Genomic DNA, 22,413 nt, shown 5'->3' with positions numbered 1-22,413 from the left:
GCGTCGCCGGGAACACCGCGCGCGGCAGTGCACGCCACCGGCCAACAAAGGGCGCAATGATTGCCGGTGGCCGGAACCCGGATCCGCCCGTACCCCGTGGCTATGGTTGACACATGGAGAACGCGAGCTCAGCTCGAACGTCCATCGCGTCGCCCTGACGCCGGCCGGCACCGGCGGGCCCTCGGCGACCGCGTCCGAAGGAGGTCCCCGTGATCATCGAACGTACGACCCTCCCCGGCATCGGGGTCCGGCACACGCTGACCACGGAGGAGGGCCGCCGGATCGGCGTGATCGACTACCAGGTGGGCGGCCGGCGCGACGTCGTCCACGACGACCCGGACGACCCGGACCGCATGGTCACGCTCACCCTCACCCGGGACGAGGCGTCGGCCCTGGCCAACCTGCTCGGCTTCCCGGAGCTGGTGGCCGCACCGGCCTGAGCCGCCGGTGACCCCGGCGCCGCCCTACGCCGGCAGCGGCCGGCGCGGCCAGTCCAGCGCCCGCGCGCCGAGCACGGCGGCGTGCAGCGTGAACCGGTCCCGCGCGTCGGCGGGGTCGTAGCCGCTCAGCGCCCGGATCCGGGCCAGCCGGTAGGTGACGGTGCGCACCGACACGTGCAGCCGGCGGGCGGCCTCGGTGGCGACCTCGCCGCAGGCGAAGTACTCGTTCAGCGTGTCCAGCAGCGGCTCGGCGCCGCCGCGCGCCTGGGCCAGCGGTGTCAGCACCGCCCGCACCAGGTCCACCATGGCGGGCTGGTCGCGCAGCAGCACCCGGTAGATCAGCAGGTCGTGCGCGTCGATCACCGATGCCTCGCTGTGCAGGCGCCGTGCCGTGGTCAGCGCCTCCCGGGCCTCCTCGTACGACCGGGCGATGCCGTAGACGCCCGGGTGCGGCCGGCCCACCGCCACCTGCCACGGCCGGCCCCGCACCAGCCGGTCCAGCTCACCGTGCATCAGCGTGCCCAGGTTCCCGGCCGCGCCCGCGCCGCGGCCCCGGTCGGCGGCCACCGGGTCCGCCGGCGCGATCACCACGAGCAGACCCTCCTTCGTGGCCACCAGCACGTCCCGGTCACCGAGCCGGTCGAAGATGACGCGTTCCAGCGCGCTGATCGCCGCCTCCGTGTCCGGCAGCCGCCGGCCCGGCGCGGCGAGCGCGACCTGGTGCACCCGGGCCAGGTCCAGGCCGAACGGCTCGGCCCGCTCCACCAGCCCGCCCAGGTCGGAGTCGCCGCGCAGCAGGTCGTCGACGAGTTCCCGGCGCAGCGACTCCTCGCGCCGGACCAGTTCCCGGCGGGCTGCCGCGTACCCCTCGGCGAGCGTGGCCACGGCGGTGTCGACCACGTGCAGGACCGCGTCGGCGGCGGCGCGGACCGCCTCGCTGTCGTCGGACCGGTCCAGGTGGGGAAGCTGCCGCCAGACGCGCCGCGCCGCGGACAGGTAGAGGCGTACCGCGCGGCCGGCGGAGATCCCCTGCTCGGCCGCGCGCCGGCCCAGCGCGCCGACCGCGTCGAGTTCGGCGCGGCGCGGGCGGCGGCCGGTCACCGCCGCGTCGGTCAGCAGGCGCAGGTAGTCGCCGAGCAACTCCACCGGCACGCCACCGGCGTCGGCGCCCGCCGCGCGGGCCACCTCGGCCAGCCACTGCTCGTCCTCGCCCCGCGCGGCCGGTGCCGGCCGGCGGACACTGTCGGTCATCGCGGTCTCCCCGGACGGGGCCGGCACCGGACGCCGGCCCACCGCACCAGCCTAGGCGGCGGGCCCGCGTGCGCCGCCGGTCATTCCCGCGACCGCGGTTCCGGGTCGATCACCAGCGCCGGGCCGGTCCGCCGCCCGCCCCGGGCGCCGCGGGTCAGCAGCTGCGCCGTCCGCGCCGGGTCGTCACCGGCGGCCACCTGATCGAGTACGCGCAGCCAGCGTTCCCCGTGCGCGTCGGTGAAGCCGGTGCCGACGACGGCGATCCGGCGGCCGGCGACCGCGCCGGGCGCGGCGTGGTCGCCCGGCTCCGTCGACCCGATCGCCGGTCCCTCCGGCACTCCGGCGGGCGCGGCGCGGCTCCCGGCGGCGACGACGAGATCCGGCGAGCCGCATCGCACCGCCCGTACCGACCCGGCCCGGTCCACGTCGACGATCGTGGCGCGCAGGTGGCCCGCCGGGGCGAGGTCGCGGACCGCCTTCTCGAGCGCGTCGACCAGGTGCGGCAGTGTGCGCCGCGGTCCGGCGGCGGCCCGGTGGAACGCCTGCTCGACCGCCCGGCGCCCGGCGGGTGTGTCCAGCGTGGCGCCGGTGACCGTGCCGAGCAGGACGCGCAGCCCGCCGCCGCGGACCGGGACGGCGGCGCCGATCTCCCCGGCCGTGCCGCAGATCGCCAGCGCGGCGCGTCCGGGACCGGCCGGCACGGTGAACACCGCGACGTCCGGCGGCGCGGCGGCCCGCGTCACGGTGGCGGTCCGCGCCACGGTGGCGGTCCGCGTACGGCGGCGGGCCCAGGCCAGGACCGGCACCGCGGCCAGGCTGGCGGCCGAGGCGAGCAGCGCCTGCGGATCACTGCGGTGGCCGGGGACCACCGGTACGACGACGGACAGCGCGACCAGCACGCCCGCCCAGGCCGACACCAGCGTCGCCACCCGGGGCCGGGCCGAGACGCCGAGCAGGCCCGGCAACAGCACCCAGCCGACCGGCGTGCTGACCTCGGCGAGGCCCATCAGCATCGCGTTCCCGGTGGTGCCCGCCAGGGCGGCTCGCATCGGCAGCACGCCGACAACCCTATCGGGGTGCCCGCCGGACGCCGACCGGTGTACCGGGCAGAGTGAACCTCACCCCTTACCCGAAACAGAGCGGAGCCGAGCGACACGTTCGCGTGATTCTCTCGACATACCGCCTCGCCGAATCGCCGGTTAGGGTTGACGTACCGCAGGTCGATCTTGAGGAGTGTGTGTGCTGGTTCTGGTGGCGGTCCATGCGTTCGCAGCCTTGACCGCCCCCGTGCTGGTACGCCTCCTCGGCCGGCGGGCCCTCTACCTGCTGGCGGCCGTCCCGGCGGCGGCGCTGATCTGGGCGCTGACCCGGACCGGACCGGTCCGCGCGGGCCGGCCCGTCGTCGAGACCGTCACCTGGGTGCCGCAGCTCGGCCTGGAACTCGCGCTGCGCATGGGCACGCTGTCCTGGCTGCTGGTGCTGCTCGTCGGTGGGGTCGGCGCCCTCGTGCTGGCCTACAGCGCGCGCTACTTCCGCTCCGACGACCCCGGCCTCGGCCGGTTCGCCGCGGTGTTCGTCGCGTTCGCCGGCGCGATGCTCGGCCTGGTCGTGTCCGACGACCTGCTGCTGCTGTACGTGTTCTGGGAACTCACCACCGTCTTCTCGTACCTGCTGATCGGCAGCGACCCGACCAAGCGGGCCAGCCGGCGCGCGGCGATGCAGGCCCTGCTGGTGACCACATTGGGCGGCCTGGCGATGCTCGCCGGGTTCGTGATGCTCGGCCAGCACGCCGGCTCGTACCGGTGGTCGGAGATCGCCGGGAACCTGCCCGAGGGCGGCTATCTCACCGTCGCGCTGGTCCTCGTCCTGCTCGGCGTGACCAGCAAGTCGGCGATCTTCCCGTTCAGCTTCTGGCTGCCGCGCGCGATGGCCGCGCCCACGCCGGTCAGCGCGTACCTGCACGCCGCGGCCATGGTGAAAGCGGGCGTGTTCCTGGCCGCCCTGATGGGCCCCGCGGTGGGCCAGGCCACGGTGTGGCGTGGCGTCCTGCTGGCCGGTGGCCTGATCACCCTGTTCCTCGGCGGGTGGACGGCGCTGCGGCAGACCGACCTCAAGCTGCTGCTGGCGTACGGCACGGTCAGCCAGCTCGGCCTGCTCATGGTGATCCTCGGCGCGGGCACCCGCGACACCGCGCTGGCCGGCGCCGCGATGCTGCTCGCGCACGCCCTGTTCAAAGCCACACTGTTCCTCGTCGTCGGCGTCGTCGACCACGTCACCGGCACCCGCGACCTGCGAGAGCTCAGCGGTCTGGGCCGCCGCGCGCCGGTGCTGGCGGCGATCGCCGGACTCGCGGCCGCCTCCATGGCGGGCCTGCCGCCGCTGATCGGCTTCGTGGCCAAGGAGGCCGCGCTCGAGGCGTTCCTGCACGGCGGCACCACCGAGCTGGTGGTGCTCGCCGGAGTGGTGACCGGCTCGGCGCTGACCGTCACGTACACCGCGCGCTTCCTCTGGGGCGCGTTCGCCGCCAAGCCCGGCGTGAAGGAGACACGGCCGCACCGGATCGAGGCGACGTTCATCGGCCCGGCCGCGGTGCTCGCCCTCGCCGGCCTCGCGGTCGGCGTCCTCGCCCCGGCGGTGGACCGGGTGCTGGCCCCGTACGCCGACCAGTTCCCGACCGCCGACCCCGGCTACCACCTGGCCCTCTGGCACGGGCTGACCCCGGCGCTGGGCCTGTCCGCACTCGCGGTGGCCGCCGGTCTCGGGCTGTTCCTGCTGCTGCACCGGCGCCGGCCCTACCTGCCGCGGCTGCCCTTCGACGGCGCCACCGGCTACGACCGGATTGCCGGCGCCGTCGACCGTGCGGCGGTGGAGCTGACCGGCGCCACCCAGCGCGGCTCGCTGCCGTTCTACCTCGGCGTCATCCTGCTGGTCCTGGTCGTGCTGCCCGGCGGCGCGGTGCTCGCCGGCGCGCCGTGGGCCCGGCGGTTCCAGCTCTGGGACACCCCGTTGCAGGCGGTCGCCGGCGCGGTCATCGTCGTCGCGGCGCTGGTGGCCGCGCGCGCCCGCCGCCGGCTGACCGTGATGATCCTGGTCGGCGTGACCGGCTACGGCACGGCGCTGATGTTCATCCTGCACGGCGCGCCCGATCTCGCGCTCACCCAGTTCCTGGTGGAGACCGTCACGATCGTGATGTTCGTGCTGGTGCTGCGCCGGCTGCCGCGCCGGTTCTCGGCCCGCCCGATCCGGGCCACCCGGCGGTTCCGCGTCGCGCTCGGCGTCGCCGTCGGCGTGGTCACCGCCGGCATGGCGTACGTGGCGGCGGGCAGCCGGACCGCGACGCCGGTCTCGGTCGGCTTCCCGGACGAGGCCGTGTCCTACGGCGGCGGCAAGAACGTGGTCAACGTGACGCTCGTCGACATCCGCGCCTGGGACACGATGGGCGAGATCGCCGTGCTGGTGGTGGCCGCCACCGGTGTGGCCAGCCTGATCTTCCGTGGCACCCGCGCGCTGGACCTGCGCAGCGGCATCCCCGGTGTCGGCCGGCAGAACACGTCGCGTCCGCGCTGGCTGACCAGCGGCGCGACCTCCCGGCAGCAGTCGGTGATCCTCCAGGTGGTCACCCGGCTGCTCTTCCACGCCATCCTGCTGTTCTCGATCTACCTGCTCTTCTCCGGCCACAACGCCCCCGGTGGCGGCTTCGCCGCCGGGCTGGTCGCCGGGCTCGGGCTCGCCGTGCGGTACCTGGCGGGCGGGCGTACCGAACTCAACGGCGCCGCGCCGGTCGACGCCGGCCTGGTGCTCGGCGCGGGGCTGTTCGTCGCGGTCGGCACCGGCGTGGCCGCGATGCTGCTGGGCGGCGAGTTCCTCCAGAGCGCGACGCTCGACTTCCACCTGCCGGTGCTGGGCCACGTGCACTTCGTGACGTCGGTCTTCTTCGACGTGGGCGTCTACCTCATCGTGGTCGGCCTCGTACTGGACATCCTGCGCAGCCTGGGCGCCGAGATGGACCGCCAGGAGGAGGTCGACGAACAGGAGACCGAACCGGCCGGCGTACGGGAAGAGGAGCTGGTATGAGCCCGAACATCCCCAACCTGGTCTACGTCGTGGTCATCGGCGTCCTGTTCGCCACCGGCGTCACCCTGCTGCTGGAACGCAGCCTCACCCGCGTCCTGATGGGGGTCATCCTGCTCGGCAACGGCGCGAACCTGCTGCTGCTCACCGGCGGCCGGGCCGGTGGCCCGCCGATCGTCGGCACCACCGCCCAGGAGGACATGTCCGACCCGCTGCCGCAGGCGATGGTGCTGACCGCGATCGTGATCACGCTCGGCATGACCGCGTTCCTGCTCGCGCTGGCGTACCGGAGCTGGCACCTCAACGGGCACGACGAGGTGCAGGACGACGTCGAGGACCGCCGGATCATGGAGCTGGCCGACCGGGACGAGGGCCCGGGCACCTCGGACGCGGACACCGTCGACGCCGCCGACGGCAGCCCCGAGGCCCGGGTGCTCGCCGCCGGTGAGGCGGAGGCCGTCCGATGACCTGGCTCGTCCCGCTGCCGGTGGTGATGCCGCTGCTCGGCGCCGCCCTCACCCTGCTGCTCGCCCGCCGGGCCCGCGCCCAGCGGTGGGTCAGCATCATCGTGCTCACCGCCACCGTCGCGGTGGCCGCGATGCTCCTGGTCCGCTCCTCGCTGGACGGCCCGCTCGTGGTGGAGGTGGGCGGCTGGGTGGCGCCGATGGGCATCGTGCTCGTCGCCGACCAGCTCGCCGCGCTGATGCTCGTGGTGTCCGCCTCGGTCACCCTGTGCGTGCTCGTCTACTCCATCGGGCAGGGCATGGCCGACGGCAACGAGGAGACGCCGCTGTCGGTCTACCACCCGACCTATCTGGTGCTGACCGCGGGCGTCTGCAACGCCTTCCTCTCCGGCGACCTGTTCAACCTCTACGTCGGATTCGAGATCCTGCTGGTGGCGAGCTACGTGCTGCTGACGCTCGGCAGCACCGAGACGCGGATCCGGGCCGGCACCACGTACGTCGTGGTCAGCCTGCTCTCGTCGCTGATCTTCCTGGTGGCTATCGGCCTGGTCTACTCCGCCACCGGCACGCTGAACCTGGCGCAGCTCGCCGACCGCCTGGACGCGCTGCCCGACGACATCCGCCTGGTGCTGCAGGGCATGCTGCTGCTCGCGTTCGGGATCAAGGCGGCGGTGTTCCCGCTGTCGGCGTGGCTGCCGGACAGCTACCCGACCGCGCCCGCCCCGGTCACCGCGGTCTTCGCCGGCCTGCTCACCAAGGTCGGTGTGTACGCGATCATCCGCACCGAGACGCTGCTGTTCCCCGGCGGCCGCACCGCCGACCTGCTCATGGTGATAGCGGCGCTGACCATGGTGGTGGGCATCCTCGGCGCGGTGGCCCAGTCGGACATCAAACGGCTGCTGTCGTTCACGCTCGTCAGCCACATCGGATACATGCTGTTCGGGGTCGGGTTGACCACCCCGCTCGGCCTGTCCGCGGCGATCTTCTACGTGGTGCACCACATCACCATCCAGACCACGCTGTTCCTCGCCGCCGGCCTGGTCGAACGACGCGGCGGCAGCACCGCGCTGGACCGCCTCGGCGGCCTGGCCCGGCTGTCGCCACTGCTGGCCGTGCTGTTCTTCGTGCCCGCGCTGAACCTGGCCGGCATACCACCGTTCTCCGGGTTCCTCGGCAAGCTCGGCTTGGTCCAGGCCGGCGTCGACGACGGCGGGTTCCTGGCCTGGTCGCTCGTCGCCGGGGGACTGCTCACCAGCCTGCTCACGCTCTACGCCATCGCCCGCGTGTGGAATCTCGCCTTCTGGCGGGCCCCGCACGCGGACATGCCGGAGCCGGGTGACGCCGACCAGGCGGCCCGCACCGACGGCGCCGAGCAGTCGCACGACGGCCCGGCGCCGGCCGGGGCGGTGCTGCCCCGGCTGATGACGGTGTCCACCGCCGCCCTCGTGGTGCTCGGCCTGGCGCTGACGGTGGTGGCCGGGCCGCTGTTCGACATCAGCACCGACGCCGCCGACGACCTGTTACGCCGTGCCCCGTACGTCGAGGCCGTGTTCCCGGAGGGACCGCCGTGACCTGTCAGCCGAAAGCGCCGCTGACCCGCCGTGACCGCTGGCGCAACCGGGCCGTCGCGGTGACCGGGCTGGTCACCGTCTGGGTGCTGTTGTGGGGCACCTTCAGCTGGGCCAACGTGATCAGCGGACTCGTGGTCGCGGCCGTGCTGCTGGTGGTCTTCCCGCTGCCCCCTGTGACGTTCGCCGGCCGGATCCGGCCGGTGCCGCTGCTGCGGTTCGTGGTCCGCTTCCTGTACGACCTGGTGGTGGCGTCCGCGCAGGTGGCCTGGCTGGCCGTCCGGTCCAAGCACCCGTACTCGGCGATCATCGCGGTGCCGCTGCGGGTGAACACCGACCTCAACCTCACCCTCACCGCCGAGGCCCTGTCGCTGGTGCCGGGCAGCCTGATCCTGGAGGCCGACCGGCGCACCGGCACGCTCTACGTGCACGTCATCGGCATCCGCAGCCTCCACGAGGTGGAACGGTTCCGGCGAGGCGTGCTGGAGCTGGAGGAGCGCATCGTCGCCGCCGTCGGCTCCGCCGAGGAGCTGAGCCTGATCCGGCAATCCGTACCCACCGGCCCGTCCGGGTCGGTCGACCTGGAAGGAGCACCGACGTGACCGTCATCGCCGTGATCGTCACCGCGCTGCTCGTCGCGGCCGGTGGGCTCACCCTGGTCCGCATCATCCGCGGGCCGTCGATCCTCGACCGGGCCGTCGCCACCGACGTGCTGCTCGCCGTCGCGGTCGCGGCCATCGCCACCGAGGCGGCCTACAGCCGGGACGCCACCGCGCTGCCGGTGCTGGTGGTCCTCGCCCTGGTCGGTTTCGTCGGCTCGGTGAGCGTCGCCCGGTTCGCGTCCCGGAGAAGCTCGAAGTGATGCTCGACGCGATCCTGGACATCGTCGCCGGCGTCTGCCTGATCGCCGGGGCCCTGCTCTGCCTCGCCGCGGGCATCGCGCTGGTCCGCTTCCCGGACGTGCTGTCGCGGATGCACGCGGCGGCCAAGCCGCAGGTGCTCGGGCTGCTGCTGGTGCTGCTCGGCTGCGCGCTGCGGCTGCGTACCGGGGTGGACATCACCACGCTGGTCCTGGTCGGCCTGTTCCAGCTCGCCACCGCCCCGGTCGCGGCACACATGGTCGGGCGGACCGCGTACCCGCACGACGACATCCGGCGGGACCTGCTGATCACCGACGAACTGGCCGACCACATCGACCGGATCCGCGCGGACCGGGCCGGTGAGCCGGAGGAGACGTCGCCGGCCCGCACGTCCTGAGACTTCGCACGAGCGCCGAGGCCGGGAGCACAGCTCACCTGGCTGCGCGCGATCCTGGGCGCCTAACGCGCGCGTTCCACCACGTAGTCGGTCAGCTCCAGCAGGAAACGGCCGTCCTCGGTGTCGGCGGCGGCACCGAGCGCCCGCTCGCCCGCACGCCGGGCGGCGAGCGCGAGTTCCCGGGCGCTGCGCCGCGCCGACTCCACACAGTCGTACGCGAGCAGCCGCCCGTGCAGCCAGCGCACCTCGGCGGCGGTGCGCCGCGCCCGGGTACGGCTCAGCAACCGCACGAGCCGCTCGCGTTCCTCCGGCGTGCACCGCTGCATGAAGTCGATCAGGATGAGCGTGCGTTTGCCCTCCCACAGGTCACCGGCGATCTCCTTGCCGTACCGGGTGTAGTCGCCGGTGAGGTTGAGCGCGTCGTCCTGGATCTGGAACGCCGCACCCAGATACCAGCCGTACCGGTCCAGCACGTCGACCGCGTTCTCCCGGCCGGTCGCCACGAGGATCCCGGTGCGGCACGGGTAGATGCACGTGTACCAGGAGGTCTTCTTCAGGCACATCCGGTAGTAGTCGTCCGCGTCCAGGTCGCACACGTTGTCCCGGATCCAGCCGATCTCGATGGCCTGACCCTCCAGCGAGTGGCGCATCATCAGCTCGGTCTCGGTGAACAGCCGCCACGCGATCCCGGAGCCGAGTGCCGCCCGGTTCGCGGCCAGCCGCCGCAACGCCAGCAGGTTGGTCATGTTGCCGACGTTCAACGCCACGCCGACGCCGTACTCGGCGTGCAGCGTCCGCCCGCCGCGCCGCTGCTCGCTCTCGTCCTGGATGTCGTCGTGGATGAGGAAGGCGTTGTGGAACAGCTCCACCGTCACGGCGGCGTTGAGCCCCACCGCGTCGCCGCCGCCGAACGCCCGGCACGTGGCCAGGCACAGCGCGGCGCGTAGCCCCTTGCCCCAGCGCCGCGGATACTCCGCGACCAGGTCGTAGAGGTATCGCGGGCCGCCCTCGGGCACGTCGTCGAGCAGCGCGCCGAGGGCGAGCCCGCGATAGCGCTCCAGCATCCGTTCCACGTGCCCACCGGCCACCCCGGTGGTCGGCGCCATCGCGCGGCTACCGGTCCGTCGGCCGCTTCGGGGCCGGCGACGCCAGCCGGTCCGCGAGCCCGTTGGCCACCTCGGGGGCCAGCCGCGCCAGATTGAGTACGGTGTCCAGCGCGTCGTGCGCGTCCGAGGTGTACCGCCGGATCACCTCACCGCGCTGGTCGTCGGCCATCTTCAACTGCCCGACCACGGTGTCGATGAGGGCGTGCCCGTCGGTGCGGACCCGCGCGACCAACTCGTCGAACGCCTCCGGGTCCACCCGCCGGCTCTCGGTCAGCTTCTCCTCGAGCCGCCGGGCGCCGGCCAGCCCCGCCGCGAGTTCCTCCTCCAGCACCGTGGCCGCGTGGGTCACGGTCTCTGAGGTCTCCTCGGCCACCTTCTCGAAGCGCTCGTTCGTGCGCTCACGCTCGCCGTCTGTCATGGGCGAAGTGTCACCGGACCAGGGACGACGCACCAGGCGAGTGTCGCCATGGTGACTGAGCGTGGCCAGGCCGGGTGGCCTTGCCATTGGGTACGGGTACTCAGCGCAGCACCGTCTCGTCGCTCATGTGCGGGCGTGGCGGCGTCGACAGGATGCTTGTCATGGCCGAGACGCTGCACCGACACGCCGCTGCACGTACCGTCGACACGCCCCTGCCCGCCGAGGCCGTGCTGGCCCCCGCCGGCCGCGCGGTCGCCGCGCTGGCCCGGCTCGTCGCCCACCACCCGGCCGGCTGGCGGTGGCTGGCCCGGCGGCACCACCCGGTCCTCGACCGCCTCGCCGCCGCGAACGCGCGGTCGACCTGCGTGCGTGCGGCCCGGCGGGTGCCGGCCTACCAGGCGTTCCTGCGGGCCCGCCCGGGTGGCCCGCGCCGCCGGCTGCGGGACTTCCCGGAGACCGGCAAGCACGGGTACGTCATGGCGTACGACGCATCAGCCCGGTGCCGGGGCGGGCGGCTGCCGGAGCGGGGCGTGGTGGTCGACGAGTCGGCCGGCTCGTCCGGGCGGCCGTTCAACTGGCCGCGCGGCGAGCGTGAGCTGCGGGCGGTGCACCGGGACATCGCCGGCTACACCGGGCTGGCGTTCCCGATGCGCCGGCCGTTCGTGATCAACGCGTACTCGATGGGCGCCTGGGCGACCGGCACCACCACCGGCGCGGCGATGGCCCGCATCGCGACGGTGAAGAACACCGGCCCGGACCTCGGGAAGATCGTCGACACGCTGCGCGAGTTCGGTCCCGGTCACGACTACCTGGTGACCGCGTACCCGCCGTTCCTCAAGCACCTGCGGGACCGGCTCGACGCCGAGGACTTCCAGTGGTCGCGGTACCGGATCTTCGCGAGCTGCGGCGGCGAGGGCATGACCGAGGCGCTGCGCGACTACCTGGAGGAGCGGTTCGTGCGGGTGCGGTCGGCGTACGGGGCGTCGGACCTGACCATCGGCATCGGCGCGGAGACCCGGTTCACGGTGTGGCTGCGGCGGCGGCTGCGCACGGACGCGGGACTGCGGGCGGAACTGCTCGGCCGCGGCGAGCAGCGGCTGCCGATGGTGTTCCAGTACAACCCGTTCGCCACCTACCTGGAGACCAACGACCGGCGGGAACTGCTCTGCACGGTCACCAGCCCGCACGTGCTCCAGCCGCGCCTGCGCTACAACGTGGGCGACGAGGCGCTGCTGGTGCCGTACCGGCGTATCGCCGAGCTGGCCCACGCCGACCCGGTACGCCGCGCCGAGTTCCGCACCGCGGTGGCCGAGGAGCGGATGACGCTGCCGCTGCTGCTGTTGTTCGGCCGCAGCGACTCCACCGTGTCCTACCTGGGCGCGAACCTCTACCCCCAGGACGTCGAGTACGGCCTCTACACCGGCAACCCGTACGCCGCCGAGATCAACCGGTTCTGCCTGACGCTGCACGAGGACGCGGCACTGGAGACCCGGCCGGTGATCCACGTCGAGCTGCGCCGCCCGCTGGACACCGCGGCACGCGCGGCGCTCGCCGGCGCCTGCCGCGACGGGGTACGCGCGCACCTGACCGCGGTGTCGCGGGACTTCGCGCAGTCCTTTGTGGAGGATCCAACCGCCGGTGACCTGCGGGTGGAGCTGCACGAACCGGACGGCGGCCCGTTCGCCGCCATGCAGAAGATCAAGAACGTCTACCTGGTGAGGTGAGCGATGCGTACCCGTGACTTCTCCCGCGCCCCGGCCCAGGCCCGCGCCGGCGCCATGTTCATCGGCGGCACCCGGTACGCGAACCCGCTGGTGCTGCTGCGCCTGGCCCCCGACTGGATCCGGATGGTGCGCGACATGCGCCGGATGTCCGGCTACTGCTGGCACACCGTGTACTGGCGGTTCCCGCTGACGCTCGGCACGATCGCGTTCTTCACCGAGCGGGACGCGTTGCTGCGCTTCGCCCGGACCCGGCACCACCGCAGGCTGATGATGTGGCTGACCGACGGCACCCGCAACGCCACCGCCGGGTTCATCCGGCTCTACACCGCGTCCCCCGACGGCTACTCCAACGGCGCGTGGCGGGCCGAGGACGGCGCGATGGGCCACATCGAGCAGTTCACCCCGCTGGGCGCGGAGACGACCGGACCGGCGGTGCGCCGGTGACCGGCCACCGGTTCGAGCGCGTCACCGGCCGGCGTGGCCTGCGCGACTTCCTCGCCCTCACCGACCGGCTGTACGCGGGCGAGCCCCGGTACGTGCCGACGCCCCGGCAGCAGATCCGCCGCTGGTGGCGCGACGGCGTGCCGATGTACGTGCTGCGCGACGCCACCGGCGCGGTGGCCGGGCGGACCACGCTGCACACCGACGCGGACTTCGACGCGAAGCTGGGCCGCCGGTGCCAGCTGTTCGGGCTCACCGAGTTCACCCCGTCCGCCGCCCGGCCGCTGTTCGACGCGATCACCACGCACGCCACACCCGGGCGGGATCTGCTGTTCGGGCCGGTGGCGCTGCTGCCCAACCAGGCCGGCGGCGTGATCACCTCCGGGTACGCCGACCGGGGCTTCGTGGACAGCGCGTGGAACCCGCCGTACTACCCGGACGCGTACGAGGCGTACGGGTTCACCGGGCGGTTCGTCTCCGACACCTGGATCTGCCCGGTCCCGTCGCCGGCCGGACCGGCCCCCGGCCTGGGCGTCCAGCCCGACGGCGCGCGGCTGGAACTGCACCGGGGGAGCACCAGGCGGCTCGACGAGCAGCTCGGCCTGCTGCGCGGGATGCTCAACGACTCCTTCGCCCAGCTCGGCTACTACACGCCGATCTCGGCGGCGCAGCTGCGGCGGCAGACCGACGGGCTGGCGTACCTGCTGGACTCCTCCCTGCTGCTCTACCTGACCCGCGACGGGCGTCCGGTGGCGTTCGTGCTCTGCGTGCCGGACGTCAGCGACTTCCTGGTCGCGGCCCGCGGCGACCTGAACCCGGTCAACCAGCTCCGGCTGCTGGCGACCCGCCGCCGGTACCGCCGGGAGGCGGTGCTGATCGTCAAGGGCGTGGTGCCGGAGTTCCAGGGGCGCGGCTACCAGCGGCTGCTGTCCGAGCACCTGCACCGCAACCTGCACGCCGGCGGCTACACGGCGCTGCGCAGCACGTACGTCGGGCGGGACAACCCGGCGTCGGCCGCACAGTACCGGCGCCTGGGCGGACGCCCACTGCACGGCTACACGTTCTACGCCAGGGAGCGGTGAGCATGGACCTGGCCGCGTTCCACGCGCTGGAGCCGCTGTGCTGGCGGGCCCCGAGCGCGCACAACACCCAGCCGTGGCGGCTGCGCTACGAGCGCTGGGCGATCACCGTCGGCTGGGATCCGGCCGACGCGCTGCCCGCGGGCGACCCGACCGGGCGCGATCTGCGCCTGTCGCTGGGCGCGTTCGTGGAGACCTGCCTGATCGTCGCCGCCGACGCGGGGCTGCGGCTGGACTGGGCCGCCAACCACGACGAGTCCGACCGGCGGGTGGGGCGGCTGCGCCCGGGACGGCAGCCGTACCGGACGCCGTTCCGCACCGCCGACGTGTGGGACCGGCGTACCCACCGGGGCCGGTTCACCGCCGGCCCGGGCACCGACGTGGTCGCGGCCGTGGACGCGGTCGCCCGGCGGGCAGGCGGCGCGGTCCGCGTCGTGCCGGCGGCCGGGCGGCTGCGCGCGCTGCTGCGCACGGCCGACCGGCACGTGTACGCCGACCCGGCGGTGGTCGCGGAGCTGCGCCGCTGGCTGCGCCTGGACCGGTCGGGCCCGCGATACCGGGCGGACGGGCTCAGCGACCGCTGCCTCGGGCTGGGCCGGGCGGCGGCCACCGGGCTGCGGGCGGCGCTCGCGGCGTACCCGGCGTTGCGCCCGCTGGGGCTGCCCCGGCTGCTCGCCGCCGCGGGCGGCGATCCGCTGGCGCAGGGCGGCGCGGTGCTGGCGCTCGTCGCACCGCCCGGTCTGGACGCGGCCGGGCAGGTCGAGTTCGGACGCGTGCTGATGCGGACGTGGCTGACGCTGCACACGGCCGGGCTGGCCGCGCATCCACTCAGTCAGCTCGTCGACGTGGCCGCCACCCGGGACGCGCTCGGCACGCTGCTGGACGTGGCGCCGGAGCGCATCGTGCACGTGGCCCGGGTGGGCCGGCCGGCCGCTCCCGCGCCCCGTTCGGCCCGGCGAGTGAACCACGGGTCGGATCTGTTAGCGGTAACACCCCTTGACGCGGTGTCGCCTCATCCATGAGAGTCCATGTTGGCTGATGTGTCGCCCGGTCGGGAGCCCTGGGCGCGTAGTGGCAGGGAATGCGGCGTCCGGGTGCGCGAGATTGGCCTGTTAGCGATAACAGAGTCGTCGCGCACCCGGGCCCGCCTCTGATCCGCGCGGTTGGGAGAAACCATGTCCGAAGTGACACGACGAAACGTCATCAAGGCCACAGCGGCGGGCGGCGGCGCCGCGCTGCTGCCGGCCGCCTGGAGCGCCGCCGCCCGGGCCGGCTCGGCGGCGCCTCCGCAGGTGCTGGCCGCGAACGATCTGGCGCTCTGGTACGACGAGCCGGCCGGCACCGACTGGCTGCGCGCCCTGCCGATCGGCAACGGGCGGCTCGGCGCGATGGTGTTCGGCAACGTCGACACCGAACGGCTCCAGCTCAACGAGGACACCGTCTGGGCCGGCGGCCCGTACGACTCGGCCAACACCCGGGGCGCGGCGAACCTGGCCGAGATCCGGCGCCGCGTCTTCGCCGACCAGTGGACCTCGGCCCAGGATCTGATCAACCAGACCATGATGGGCAGTCCGGGCGGTCAGCTCGCCTACCAGACCGTCGGGAACCTCCGGCTCGCCTTCGGGTCCGCGAGCGGGGCGACGCAGTACAACCGGACGCTCGACCTCACCACCGCCACCGTGACCACCACCTATGTGCTGAACGGCGTACGGCACCAGCGGGAGGTGTTCGCCAGCGCGCCCGACCAGGTGATCGTGCTGCGGCTGACCGCCGACCGGGCCAACGCGATCACGTTCTCCGCCACCTTCGACAGCCCGCAGCGGACCACCGTGTCCAGCCCGGACGGCGCGACCGTCGCGCTCGACGGCATCTCCGGCTCGATGGAGGGGATCAACGGCTCGGTGCGGTTCCTCGCCCTGGCCCACGCCGCCGTCACCGGTGGCACGGTCAGCAGCTCCGGCGGGACGCTCCGGGTCTCCGGCGCCACCGGCGTGACGGTCCTGATCTCGATCGGGTCCAGCTACGTCGACTATCGCACCGTCAACGGCGACTACCAGGGCATCGCCCGCAACCGGCTGAACGCGGCCAAGGGCGTCGCCGCCGACCAGCTCCGGACCCGCCACCGCGCCGACTACCAGGCGCTGTTCAACCGGGTCACGCTCGACCTGGGCCGCACCGCCGCCGCCGACCAGCCGACCGACGTACGGATCGCGCAGCACGCGAGCACCGACGATCCGCAGTTCGCCGCGCTGCTGTTCCAGTTCGGGCGGTACCTGCTGATCTCCTCGTCGCGGCCGGGCACCCAGCCGGCGAACCTCCAGGGCATCTGGAACGACTCGCTGACGCCGTCCTGGGACTCGAAGTACACGGTCAACGCCAACCTGCCGATGAACTACTGGCCGGCTGACACCACGAACCTGTCCGAGTGCTTCCTGCCGGTCTTCGGCATGATCAAAGACCTCACCGTGACCGGCGCGCGGGTCGCCCAGGCGCAGTACGGCGCCGGCGGCTGGGTCACCCACCACAACACCGACGCCTGGCGGGGCGCGTCGGTCGTGGACGGCGCGTTCTGGGGCATGTGGCCGACCGGCGGGGCCTGGCTGAGCACGCTCATCTGGGACCACTACCTGTTCACCGGCGACAGCGGATTTTTGCAGGCCAACTACCCGGCCCTCAAGGGCGCCGCCCAGTTCTTCCTCGACACCCTGGTCGCCCACCCGACGCTCGGCTACCTGGTCACGAACCCGTCGAACTCGCCGGAGCTGGCGCACCACGCCAACGCCAGCGTCTGCGCCGGCCCGACGATGGACAACCAGATCCTGCGCGACCTGTTCGACGCCGCGGCCCGGGCGAGCGAGGTGCTCGGCGTCGACACCACCTTCCGGTCCCAGGTGCGTACGGCCCGGGACCGGCTGCCGCCGAGCCGCGTCGGTTCCCGGGGCAACGTGCAGGAGTGGCTGGCCGACTGGGTCGAGACCGAGCGCACCCACCGGCACGTCTCCCACCTGTACGGGCTGCATCCCGGCAACCAGATCACCAAGCGGGGCACCCCGGCGCTGTACGAGGCCGCCCGCCGGACGCTGGAGCTGCGCGGCGACGACGGGACCGGCTGGTCGCTCGCCTGGAAGATCAATTTCTGGGCCCGCCTGGAGGACAGCGCCCGCGCCCACAAGCTCCTGCGCGACCTGGTACGCACCGACCGGCTCGCGCCGAACATGTTCGACCTGCACCCGCCGTTCCAGATCGACGGCAACTTCGGCGCCACCTCCGGCATCGCCGAGATGCTGCTGCACAGCCACACCGGCGAGCTGCACCTGCTGCCCGCGCTGCCGACCGCCTGGCCCGCCGGGCAGGTCGCGGGCCTGCGCGGCCGGGGCGGCTACACGGTGGCCCTGACCTGGAGCAACGGCCAGGCCGACGAGATCAGCGTCCGCGCCGACCGCGACGGCACGCTGCGACTGCGGTCCCGGCTGTTCACCGGCGGCTTCACCCTCACCGACGTCACCGACGGCAGCACACCGGCCACCACCCGGCCGCAGTCCGACGTCGTCGCGCTCACCGCCCGCGCCGGTCACACCTACCGCGCGGCCCGGCCCGGCGTGACGCCGTCACCGACCCCGACCGTCACACCCACATCGAGTACGACGCCGAGCCCGGCGCCGACCACCAGCTCCCCGGCGCCGTCCGGCGCGCGTGCCACGTACGCGATCACCGGATCCTGGTCGGGCGGCTTCCAGGCCGAGGTCACGGTGACCGCCGGCGCGAGTGCGATCCGCGGCTGGACGGTGTCCTGGACGTTCCCGAACGGGCAGGTGATCAACCAGATCTGGAGCGGCACGCACACCCAGAACGGCGCGAACGTGACGGTGCGCAACGTCGACTACAACGGATCACTGCCGGCCGGCGGCTCCACCACGTTCGGCTTCATCGGCACGGCCGCCGGCGCCAACAACCCGCCGGCGAACATCACCTGCACGACCACCTGACCCGCGCGACGCGCCCCGCCGCGGCCACCCGGCCGGGGCGGGGCGTGCCGCCGGTCAGGCCAGCAGCGTCTCGCGCAGCCGCGCGCCCAGGTTCAGCTCGCCGACCACACGGGGACCGGCCGGGTCGTACACGGCGATGCGGTGGTTGCGGCGCATCATCTCCCGTACCGCCGGCGGCAGCCGGGGCGGGTCGTCCATCGTCGCGAGCACCCGCGCGCCGGTGCCCATCAGCCGCTCCACCAGCGTCGCGCTGTCGGTGTCCACACGCACCCGGCCGAACTCCCAGCCGGCCGTGGTCAGGTCGAGCACCTCGAACAGGCGCGTCACGAACGGCTGCGGGTCGGTCACCCGCTCCAGCCGGTCGGCCCGCCCGCCGACCACCGTCACGGCGGCGGTGACCTGCGCGTACGGGTGCAGTCCACTGGGCAGCGCGCCGAGCGGCCAGCGCAGCGCCGGACCGGCCTCCTTCCACAGGGGCCGGTAGTTGCGGCGGTGCACCAGCAGCCGCCGCCCGGTGCGCCGGAACACCTCCTGCGCCTGGGCCAGCAGGTCGGCGTGCGCCTGGTCGGCGGCCTCGCAGACGATCCCGGCGGCCACCACGAGACCGTCGTCATCGGACAGCAGCCGGGTGATCGCGTCGGCCTGCTCCGGGAACCGGAGGCGGGCGTGCGCCCCGTAGGACTGCCGGACGTCCCGCAGCAGCTCCTGCTGACGTGCGGGGTCCAGTTCGACCCGTCCGCCACCGAGCAACCGCTGGAGCCAACCCATCGCGCCTCGCTTCCGTCGCCGTCTGCGGACCGGGCAATGCTAGTTCGTCGGCCGATGCTCGTATGGTGACGGGGTGACCGATCGATCCCTGACCCTGATGGCGGTGCACGCGCACCCCGACGACGAGGCGACGAGCACCGGCGGCGTCCTGGCGCGCTACGCGGCCGAGGGCGTCACCACTGTGCTCGTGACGTGCACCGACGGGGGGTGCGGTGACGGTCCCGGCGGGATCAAGCCGGGCGACCCCGGGCACGACCCGCGGGCCGTGGTGGAGATGCGCCAGGCCGAGCTGGCCGCCAGCTGCGAGGCGCTGAAGGTCACCCACCTGGAGACGCTCGGCTACGGCGACTCCGGGATGATCGGCTGGGCGACGAACGACGCGCCCGGCGCGTTCTGGAACACGCCGGTGGACGAGGCGGCCGGCCGGCTGGCCGAACTGATCCGGCGCTACCGCCCCGACGTGGTGGTCACCTACGACGAGAACGGCTTCTACGGCCACCCGGACCACATCCAGGCCCACCGGATCACCATGGCCGCGGTCGAGCAGACCGGCATCCCGGCCAAGGTCTACTGGACCACCGTGCCGCGCAGCGCGTTCCAGCAGTTCGGCACCGTCATGCGGGAGATCGGGGTGGAGTTCCCCGAGCCGGAGGCGACCGACGAGATGCCGGCGCTGGGCCTGCCGGACGACGAGATCACCACCTGGGTCGACACCCGCGGCTACGGCGGGCAGAAGTTCGCCTCGCTCGCCGCGCACGCCAGCCAGGCGGAGAACATCTTCTTCCTGCGCCTGGGGCAGGAGCGGTTCACCGAGCTGATGGGCCTGGAGACGTTCGTGCGGGTGCGGGACACCACCGGCGCGGCGACACCCGAGGACGACCTGTTCGCCGGGTTGCGCTGACCGGTCGCGGGCCCGGTCGGGGGAGGTCATCGACTCACATCGAGACGGTCTGCGCGGCCAGGTGCGCCAGCACGGCGCGGACGTCCCCGCCGGTCTCGGCCATGATCCGTCGTTGCCGGGTGGCGCCGGTGCCGTCCCGGCGTACCCGGTCCAGCTCGCGCCGGACCAGATCCAGGTCACCGTGGCGGGTCAGTGCGGGTGTGACGGTGACGAACAGGTCGTCGATGAGATCCCAGGCGGGCCGGGGCCGCCCAGTGCGCAGGTCGACGAGCCGGCCGTCGACGCCGTCGTGGGCGGCCCGCCAGTGCGCGGCGGCGACCAGGCAGTCCCGGATGCGTGGTGCGGGCACGCCCGCGCGGACGTCGTCGATCAGGGTGGCCACGAGCGCCCGGACCAGCCCGCCGACCAGCACCGTGTCGTCGACGGTGGGGCAGACGTCGCCGACGCGGACCTCCACCGTGGGGTACGACACGGACGGGCGGGCGTACCAGTAGACCATCGCGGCGTCGAGCATGATCCCGGCGTTGATCAGGTCCGCCACTGTGGCGTCGTAGTCGGCGGCGGAGTCGAAGTGCGGCGTCGGTCCGATGCTCGGCCACCGTTCCAGCTGCATCGATCGCCAGCTCGCGTGCCCGGTGTCCCGCCCGTCGTGCAGCGGCGAGTTGGCGGTGAGCGCCTGCACCACCGGCAGCCACGGGCGCAGGTGGGTGCAGACCTGCACGGCCAGCTCCCGGTCCGGTACGCCGACGTGCACGTGGCAGCCGCAGACCGCCGGGTCGTGGGCCACCGGGCCGAACCGGCGGGACATGTCGTGGTAGCGCTGCTCGTCGGGCACCGTGCGGTGGGCCTCGCGCACCGGCGTGGCGCCGACCGCGACCAGCCGCGCCCCGGCCGCGTCGGCCGCCCGGGCGGCCGCCCGGCGCAGCGTGACCAGGCGCTCCCGCAGCTCTCCGAGATCCGGGCTGACCGGCGTCACCATCTCCACCATGCTGTGCCGGAACTCCTGCCGGCTCTGCTCGCGGGCGGTGCCGGAGAGCGCTCCGCGCACCCGGTCGGCGACCGGCATGCTCTCGCCGGTTTCCGGGTTCAGCAGCAGGAACTCCTCTTCCACCCCGAGGGTCAGGACGGTGGGGATCTGCGGGGTGGTGGCGGTGGTGGTGGGCCGCGGCCTCACCGACGGCTCCACCGGCACGGAACGGTCGGCGTGTCGTCGTGAGGCGGAGCCATGTCTCGACGGTACGAGGGCGGGGGCCGCCCGGAGGCCGTTTCCGCCGACCACCGCCCCCGCGGGGTGGCGGGGGCGGTGGCGGTACGGCTCAGCAGTCGAAGTAGAGCGCGAACTCGTGCGGCGTGGGCCGCAGACGCACCGGGTCGACCTCGTTGGCGTTCTTCCAGTCGACCCAGGTGGAGATCAGGTCCGGCGTGAACACGCCGCCGTCGAGCAGGTAGTCGTGGTCGGCCTCCAGCGCCGCCAGCGCCTCGGGCAGCGAACCGGGCACCTGCTTGACGTCGCCCCACTCCTCCGGCGGGAGGTCGTACAGGTCCTTGTCGATCGGCGCCGGCGGCTCGATCTTGTTCTTGATGCCGTCGAGACCGGCCATCATCATGGCCGAGAACGCCAGGTACGGGTTGCTCGACGGGTCCGGCACCCGGAACTCGACGCGCTTGGCCTTGGGGTTGCTGCCGGTGACCGGGATGCGGGTGCAGGCGGAGCGGTTGCGCTGGGAGTAGACCAGGTTGACCGGGGCTTCGAAGCCGGGCACCAGGCGGCGGTAGGAGTTCACCGTGGGGTTGGTGAAGGCCAGCAGTGAGGGGGCGTGGTGCAGGAGGCCGCCGATGTACCAGCGGGCGGTGTCGGACAGGCCGGCGTAGCCGGTCTCGTCGTAGAACAGGGGTTCGCCGCCGCGCCAGAGGCTCTGGTGGGTGTGCATGCCGGAGCCGTTGTCACCGAACAGCGGCTTGGGCATGAACGTCGCGGTCTTGCCGGCGGCCCAGGTCTCGTTCTTGACGATGTACTTGAACAGCTGGAGCTGGTCGGCGGCGTGCAGCAGGGTGGAGAACTTGTAGTTGATCTCCGACTGGCCGGCGGTGCCGACCTCGTGGTGCGAGCGCTCGACGGTGAAGCCGCCGTCGACGAGGCGCCGCACGATCCGGTCGCGCAGGTCGGCGTAGTGGTCGACCGGGGGCACCGGGAAGTAGCCGCCCTTGTAGGCGGTCTTGTAGCCGCGGTTGCCGCCCTCCTCGATCCGGCCGCTGTTCCAGGCGCCCTCGATCGAGTCGATGTAGTAGAACGACTGGTGCGCGGAGGTCTCGTGGCGGATGGAGTCGAAGATGTAGAACTCCGCCTCGGCGCCGAAGTAGGCGGTGTCGGCGATGCCGCTGGCGGCGAGGTAGGCCTCGGCCTTCTTCGCGACGTTGCGCGGGTCGCGGGAGTACGCCTCGCGGGTGAACGGGTCGTGGATGAAGAAGTTCAGCGCGAGCGTCTTCTGGGCCCGGAACGGGTCGATGAAGGCGGTGGCGACGTCCGGCAGCAGGAGCATGTCGGACTCGTGGATGGCCTGGAAGCCGCGGATCGAGGATCCGTCGAAGGCGAGGCCGTCGGTGAAGACGCTGTCGTCGAACGACTCGACCGGCAGGTTGAAGTGCTGCATCACGCCGGGCAGGTCACAGAAACGTACGTCGACGAACTTCACGTCCTCGTTGGCGAGGTATCGCAGGAGTTCCTCGGAATTGGCGAACACACGTCCTCCTGGCAGGCGTCGTTGATCCTGGCCACGTCCCGTGGCCGGACCGCCCGGGGACATGGCCCGTACCGCCACCGTACGACGGCACGCCGTGCCCGGCTCGGCAAGCGCCCATCCGGGTTTCCTTCGCCACATCCCGGGTAGTCGCCGTACCCGGCGGACCGCCCGGGAGACGACGCGGCGGGAGGTTGGCAT

20 protein-coding genes are annotated in these 22,413 nt (G+C 73.2%); 13 read left to right on the top strand and 7 right to left on the bottom strand.

Going from position 1 to position 22,413, the window contains the following annotated elements:
- Positions 1 to 209 precede the first annotated feature (209 nt).
- Positions 210 to 440 (top strand): potassium transporter TrkA, encoded by a 231-nt coding sequence (locus ABIH81_RS26310; protein ID WP_349877548.1) that lies wholly within the window; start codon positions 210 to 212, stop codon positions 438 to 440.
- 24 nt (positions 441 to 464) lie between these two features.
- Here the strand turns inward: ABIH81_RS26310 and ABIH81_RS26305 are convergent, their stop codons facing one another.
- Together ABIH81_RS26305 and ABIH81_RS26300 are read right to left on the bottom strand one after the other, a co-directional pair.
- Positions 465 to 1,691 (bottom strand): helix-turn-helix domain-containing protein, encoded by a 1,227-nt coding sequence (locus ABIH81_RS26305; RefSeq protein WP_349877547.1) that lies wholly within the window; start codon positions 1,689 to 1,691, stop codon positions 465 to 467.
- Positions 1,692 to 1,771: 80 nt separating this feature from the next.
- Positions 1,772 to 2,740 (bottom strand): hypothetical protein, encoded by a 969-nt coding sequence (locus ABIH81_RS26300; RefSeq protein WP_349881204.1) that lies wholly within the window; start codon positions 2,738 to 2,740, stop codon positions 1,772 to 1,774.
- A gap of 190 nt (positions 2,741 to 2,930) precedes the next feature.
- Here ABIH81_RS26300 and ABIH81_RS26295 point away from each other — a divergent pair, with 190 nt between their 5' ends.
- Genes ABIH81_RS26295 through mnhG form a run of 6 tightly spaced genes read left to right on the top strand, consistent with a single transcriptional unit; the run spans position 2,931 to position 9,051 of the window.
- Positions 2,931 to 5,765, top strand: coding sequence for a Na+/H+ antiporter subunit A (locus tag ABIH81_RS26295; RefSeq protein ID WP_349877546.1), 2,835 nt, complete (start codon positions 2,931 to 2,933; stop codon positions 5,763 to 5,765).
- The gene (locus ABIH81_RS26290) at positions 5,762 to 6,229 is read left to right on the top strand and encodes a Na(+)/H(+) antiporter subunit C (protein ID WP_349877545.1); all 468 of its coding nucleotides are present in this window, start codon (positions 5,762 to 5,764) and stop codon (positions 6,227 to 6,229) included. Before ABIH81_RS26295 ends, ABIH81_RS26290 begins: the two co-directional genes overlap by 4 nt.
- Entirely contained in the window at positions 6,226 to 7,797 is a 1,572-nt protein-coding gene (locus ABIH81_RS26285) for a Na+/H+ antiporter subunit D (protein WP_349877544.1), read from the top strand. The genes ABIH81_RS26290 and ABIH81_RS26285 overlap by 4 nt, the downstream gene beginning before the upstream one ends.
- The gene (locus ABIH81_RS26280) at positions 7,794 to 8,396 is read left to right on the top strand and encodes a Na+/H+ antiporter subunit E (protein ID WP_349877543.1); all 603 of its coding nucleotides are present in this window, start codon (positions 7,794 to 7,796) and stop codon (positions 8,394 to 8,396) included. Before ABIH81_RS26285 ends, ABIH81_RS26280 begins: the two co-directional genes overlap by 4 nt.
- A complete protein-coding gene (locus tag ABIH81_RS26275; RefSeq protein ID WP_091425167.1) occupies positions 8,393 to 8,656 on the top strand; it encodes a monovalent cation/H+ antiporter complex subunit F in 264 nt (87 codons plus the stop codon). The genes ABIH81_RS26280 and ABIH81_RS26275 overlap by 4 nt, the downstream gene beginning before the upstream one ends.
- The gene (gene mnhG / locus ABIH81_RS26270) at positions 8,653 to 9,051 is read left to right on the top strand and encodes a monovalent cation/H(+) antiporter subunit G (RefSeq protein ID WP_349877542.1); all 399 of its coding nucleotides are present in this window, start codon (positions 8,653 to 8,655) and stop codon (positions 9,049 to 9,051) included. Before ABIH81_RS26275 ends, mnhG begins: the two co-directional genes overlap by 4 nt.
- A 62-nt stretch (positions 9,052 to 9,113) precedes the next feature.
- Here mnhG and ABIH81_RS26265 read toward each other — a convergent pair whose 3' ends face one another.
- Both ABIH81_RS26265 and ABIH81_RS26260 read right to left on the bottom strand, forming a co-directional pair.
- The gene (locus ABIH81_RS26265; protein WP_349877541.1) at positions 9,114 to 10,157 is read right to left on the bottom strand and encodes a polyprenyl synthetase family protein; all 1,044 of its coding nucleotides are present in this window, start codon (positions 10,155 to 10,157) and stop codon (positions 9,114 to 9,116) included.
- A 7-nt stretch (positions 10,158 to 10,164) separates the two neighbouring features.
- Entirely contained in the window at positions 10,165 to 10,575 is a 411-nt protein-coding gene (locus tag ABIH81_RS26260) for a hypothetical protein (protein WP_349877540.1), read from the bottom strand.
- 161 nt (positions 10,576 to 10,736) lie between these two features.
- Here ABIH81_RS26260 and ABIH81_RS26255 point away from each other — a divergent pair, with 161 nt between their 5' ends.
- The 5 genes from ABIH81_RS26255 to ABIH81_RS26235 all read left to right on the top strand — a co-directional run bounded on the left by ABIH81_RS26255 (position 10,737) and on the right by ABIH81_RS26235 (position 17,805).
- A complete protein-coding gene (locus ABIH81_RS26255) occupies positions 10,737 to 12,299 on the top strand; it encodes a phenylacetate--CoA ligase family protein (protein WP_349877539.1) in 1,563 nt (520 codons plus the stop codon).
- 3 nt (positions 12,300 to 12,302) lie between these two features.
- Positions 12,303 to 12,743, top strand: a complete 441-nt coding sequence (locus ABIH81_RS26250; RefSeq protein WP_349877538.1) for a DUF4188 domain-containing protein — start codon at positions 12,303 to 12,305, stop codon at positions 12,741 to 12,743.
- The gene (locus tag ABIH81_RS26245) at positions 12,740 to 13,822 is read left to right on the top strand and encodes a hypothetical protein (protein WP_349877537.1); all 1,083 of its coding nucleotides are present in this window, start codon (positions 12,740 to 12,742) and stop codon (positions 13,820 to 13,822) included. The genes ABIH81_RS26250 and ABIH81_RS26245 overlap by 4 nt, the downstream gene beginning before the upstream one ends.
- A gap of 2 nt (positions 13,823 to 13,824) precedes the next feature.
- Complete coding sequence (locus ABIH81_RS26240; RefSeq protein WP_349881203.1) at positions 13,825 to 14,841, top strand: nitroreductase; 1,017 nt, start codon at positions 13,825 to 13,827, stop codon at positions 14,839 to 14,841.
- Positions 14,842 to 14,994: 153 nt separating this feature from the next.
- Positions 14,995 to 17,805 carry a glycoside hydrolase N-terminal domain-containing protein gene (locus ABIH81_RS26235; RefSeq protein ID WP_349877536.1) on the top strand — a complete coding sequence of 937 codons (2,811 nt, stop codon included), beginning with the start codon at positions 14,995 to 14,997 and terminating at the stop codon, positions 17,803 to 17,805.
- A 54-nt stretch (positions 17,806 to 17,859) separates the two neighbouring features.
- Here ABIH81_RS26235 and ABIH81_RS26230 read toward each other — a convergent pair whose 3' ends face one another.
- Complete coding sequence (locus ABIH81_RS26230) at positions 17,860 to 18,573, bottom strand: hypothetical protein (protein ID WP_349877535.1); 714 nt, start codon at positions 18,571 to 18,573, stop codon at positions 17,860 to 17,862.
- A 73-nt stretch (positions 18,574 to 18,646) separates the two neighbouring features.
- Between ABIH81_RS26230 and ABIH81_RS26225 the strand changes: the two genes are divergently transcribed.
- Positions 18,647 to 19,474, top strand: a complete 828-nt coding sequence (locus tag ABIH81_RS26225; RefSeq protein WP_349877534.1) for a PIG-L family deacetylase — start codon at positions 18,647 to 18,649, stop codon at positions 19,472 to 19,474.
- 34 nt (positions 19,475 to 19,508) lie between these two features.
- Here ABIH81_RS26225 and ABIH81_RS26220 read toward each other — a convergent pair whose 3' ends face one another.
- Positions 19,509 to 20,648 (bottom strand): glutamate--cysteine ligase, encoded by a 1,140-nt coding sequence (locus ABIH81_RS26220; RefSeq protein ID WP_349877533.1) that lies wholly within the window; start codon positions 20,646 to 20,648, stop codon positions 19,509 to 19,511.
- A gap of 142 nt (positions 20,649 to 20,790) precedes the next feature.
- Complete coding sequence (gene glnA / locus ABIH81_RS26215) at positions 20,791 to 22,215, bottom strand: type I glutamate--ammonia ligase (protein ID WP_349877532.1); 1,425 nt, start codon at positions 22,213 to 22,215, stop codon at positions 20,791 to 20,793.
- Positions 22,216 to 22,413 lie beyond the last annotated feature (198 nt).

Origin of the sequence: Micromonospora sp. HUAS YX12 (genome assembly GCF_040215685.1) — a bacterium.
Classification (GTDB): domain Bacteria; phylum Actinomycetota; class Actinomycetes; order Mycobacteriales; family Micromonosporaceae; genus Micromonospora; species Micromonospora tulbaghiae.
The sequence above is the reverse complement of the archived record's forward strand: the minus strand, read 5'-3'. Positions and strand labels throughout refer to the sequence as shown.

What these genes read in the sequence shown, in the direction of transcription:
- ABIH81_RS26305 (WP_349877547.1), bottom strand. Translation starts at nt 1,691, where the DNA reads ATGACCGACAGTGTCCGCCGGCCGGCACCGGCCGCGCGGGGCGAGGAC.
- ABIH81_RS26300 (WP_349881204.1), bottom strand. Translation starts at nt 2,740, where the DNA reads ATGCGAGCCGCCCTGGCGGGCACCACCGGGAACGCGATGCTGATGGGC.
- ABIH81_RS26290 (WP_349877545.1), top strand. Translation starts at nt 5,762, where the DNA reads ATGAGCCCGAACATCCCCAACCTGGTCTACGTCGTGGTCATCGGCGTC.
- ABIH81_RS26285 (WP_349877544.1), top strand. Translation starts at nt 6,226, where the DNA reads ATGACCTGGCTCGTCCCGCTGCCGGTGGTGATGCCGCTGCTCGGCGCC.
- ABIH81_RS26265 (WP_349877541.1), bottom strand. Translation starts at nt 10,157, where the DNA reads ATGGCGCCGACCACCGGGGTGGCCGGTGGGCACGTGGAACGGATGCTG.
- ABIH81_RS26260 (WP_349877540.1), bottom strand. Translation starts at nt 10,575, where the DNA reads ATGACAGACGGCGAGCGTGAGCGCACGAACGAGCGCTTCGAGAAGGTG.
- ABIH81_RS26255 (WP_349877539.1), top strand. Translation starts at nt 10,737, where the DNA reads ATGGCCGAGACGCTGCACCGACACGCCGCTGCACGTACCGTCGACACG.
- ABIH81_RS26250 (WP_349877538.1), top strand. Translation starts at nt 12,303, where the DNA reads ATGCGTACCCGTGACTTCTCCCGCGCCCCGGCCCAGGCCCGCGCCGGC.
- ABIH81_RS26240 (WP_349881203.1), top strand. Translation starts at nt 13,825, where the DNA reads ATGGACCTGGCCGCGTTCCACGCGCTGGAGCCGCTGTGCTGGCGGGCC.
- ABIH81_RS26235 (WP_349877536.1), top strand. Translation starts at nt 14,995, where the DNA reads ATGTCCGAAGTGACACGACGAAACGTCATCAAGGCCACAGCGGCGGGC.
- ABIH81_RS26230 (WP_349877535.1), bottom strand. Translation starts at nt 18,573, where the DNA reads ATGGGTTGGCTCCAGCGGTTGCTCGGTGGCGGACGGGTCGAACTGGAC.